General features: G+C 36.4%; 2 protein-coding genes. One reads left to right on the top strand and one right to left on the bottom strand.

All coding sequences use genetic code 11. The annotated features are described in order from the left end of the window. The coding region (locus AC3DU7_RS30550; protein WP_488042993.1) for an HAD-IC family P-type ATPase at window positions 1-1,766 on the bottom strand (1,766 nt) is incomplete at its 3' end. 237 nt (window positions 1,767-2,003) lie between these two features. Here AC3DU7_RS30550 and AC3DU7_RS30545 point away from each other — a divergent pair. Then, window positions 2,004-2,731: DNA cytosine methyltransferase (locus AC3DU7_RS30545; RefSeq protein WP_488042992.1), on the top strand; the 728-nt coding region annotated here is incomplete at its 3' end.

Here is a 2,731-nt window from a genome sequence, read left to right as displayed (position 1 = left end):
GGGTCTCGAATATAGGCAAATCCTAAAGTCCGTCTACCAATAGTTTCATACTGATTTAACTCTGCTGCAATAGATACTCTTGTAGAATCGGCAAAAGGTTTAACTCCCTCCGCAGTCAAAATTTGATGACAACTCGCTAGCAGCAATTCTGGCGCACCTTTAATATGGAGTATTTTGTCCTCTGTTATGGAAGAATTTCCCATAGTTGCCATGTACTTTCTGTCTGCTGAAAAAGTTAACTGACTGACAATATCAAAATCATCTCGTTTATCAATGTAGTCAATATTATTTTCCTCCAACCACAACAGCAAAGCACCTTCTGTATGGTCTCCTAGAGGAATAGACTCTTCACCTTTTTTGTATTCTAAGTTGGCTGTACTGTTGCTACAAATTGCTTCTACTATAATGTTGTCAGCCTTGAGAGTCTTGTCGTCTAAGCTAGGAAAATTCACATCACTGACTTGCATTTTGTTTTCAGTCAAAGTACCTGTTTTATCAGAACAAATGACTGTTGTAGCACCAATGGTTTCACAAGCATGCATCCGGCGGACCAGATTATTTTGTTGAGTCATTTTCTGCATACTGTAAGCTAGACTGAGAGTAACGCTCAATGCTAGTCCTTCGGGTACTGCCACAACTATAACTGCAACTGCAATCATAAAGTAGGTGAGAAATTTCACAGCAACATCTGCAGATATCCAGTCACTGGGAGAAGTGGGAACCAATTCTAAATAGTAACCTACCCCGATACCGATGCCAGATATTGCCAGAGCGAGCAAAATATTTTTTACCCATGCTATCCCGCTATCATTTTCCAGCCACTCTGGTAGTTCGATTTCTTTGCCTATTGATTCCAATCCATCTACGATTATTGGCAACCAGACTCTAGTCAGAGCAACAGTTAAGCTAACGGTCAGGATACTGATAATGTACCATTGTCCGGAGGTGAGATCGAGTTCTCCGGTGAAAATACCCCGTACTACTAAGGCGATATCAATTAAGACTGCTATGACTAAACCAAGAATACCAATTAGGTTACTAAGACGTTCAAGTTGTAGATTTAGAGGCGTGTCTACATCTGTAATATCTAGAACGCATCTAGCAGTTTTACCAATTTCTGTCTCATCACCAACCGCTGTAATTTCGATGACTCCATGTCCATCATTTACTACAGTATCTCGCAATACTTTGTTTGGCGGATAAGCGCAACCAGCATTACCATTAGAGGATAATTTGACATCTGCTACTTTGGCAACAGGTATTGCTTCTCCCGTTAAACTAGCTTCATTAACTTGTAGGGAAACTGCTTCTAATACTTGACCATCTGCTGGTATTTCATCTCCTGTTTCTATGAGTACAATATCGCCTACTACTAAGTCTTTTTTCGGAACAGTTGTAACTTTATTATCTCTAATTACTGCGATAGGAATTTCATCACTTACTTGATTGAGAATATCGAATTCTTTACTAGCTTTATATTCATTTAAAAAAGCAACAGAGGTCGCCAGAATTATGGCAGCAATAATGCCTAAACCTTCTACATAATTACCTTCAAAAATCCCGACAGTAATGGCAATAACGGCAGCTATTATTAGAATCCTAATTACTGGGTCGTCGAACTTTTCTAACCATAATTTCCACCATGGCGATCGCTTGGGTGGCGTTAATAAATTAGACCCGTGTTTTTGCCTATTTGCCTCAACTTCAGGCTGTGTGAGTCCTCTATAGCGGCTGTGTTTTTGCCGTGGTTCTTGAGTGGTTTTCATTAATTAATCTCCTTGCCAAAGTTCACTTTGGTGAGTCTCGTTATAATTTTAGTATTTTATTGTTTTATGTCTTAACTTTATTAATATATCTTAAATTCGTAATTTTGTCTAGAAATGTTTACGATTGGGAAAATAACTTGTTTTTTGATATATTTTTTTCATCAAAATATTGGTTTTTTATTGTCAAATCATGCTACATTTTAAACAATCAAAAAAAACGCTGATTTATTTAATTAAATGTCGATTGAACGTCTCAATAAAATAAGTTGGAAAAAAACACCACAACTTATCTCTTTATTCTCAGGTTGTGGAGGAATGGATTTACCATTTCATCACACAGGATTTGAAGTTGTTTGGGCAGTTGATTCTAATTTTTATGCCTGTCAAACTTTTAAGAAAAATATTGCTGATGTTATCGAGCATAATCAAATTGAAAACATAGATATTAATGGAGTTCCAGAGGCAGATTTAATTACGGGAGGGTTTCCTTGTCAAGATTTTTCAATGATTTGGAAGCGTCCTGGTTTAGAGGGTACGAGAGGCAATTTATATACTTACTTCTTAGAATTTGTTAAACGGAAACAACCAAAGGCATTTATAGCAGAAAATGTCAAAGGTTTATTAAGTGCGAATAAACATCAAGCAATTCAACGAATAATATCAGATTTTGAAAGTATATCTCCAGGTTATTTAGTCAAGCCTAAGTTATACAAATTTGCTGATTATGGAGTACCTCAATTTCGGGAAAGAGTAATTTTAGTAGGGATTAGAATGGATACAGGTTTTAATTTTATTCATCCTCAACCAGAATATGGTCTTGGTCGTAAACATCCTTATAAAACTGCTGGCGAAGCACTTAAAAATGTAGAAAAAGTTCAGGATAATAATGAACATCAAAAAATTCAACCTCGAACAATTGAAATATTGAAAAGGATAAAAGCTGGAGGTAATTTTAGAGATATTCC

Source organism: Okeania sp., assembly GCF_983059655.1.
The sequence above is the reverse complement of the archived record's forward strand: the minus strand, read 5'-3'. Positions and strand labels throughout refer to the sequence as shown.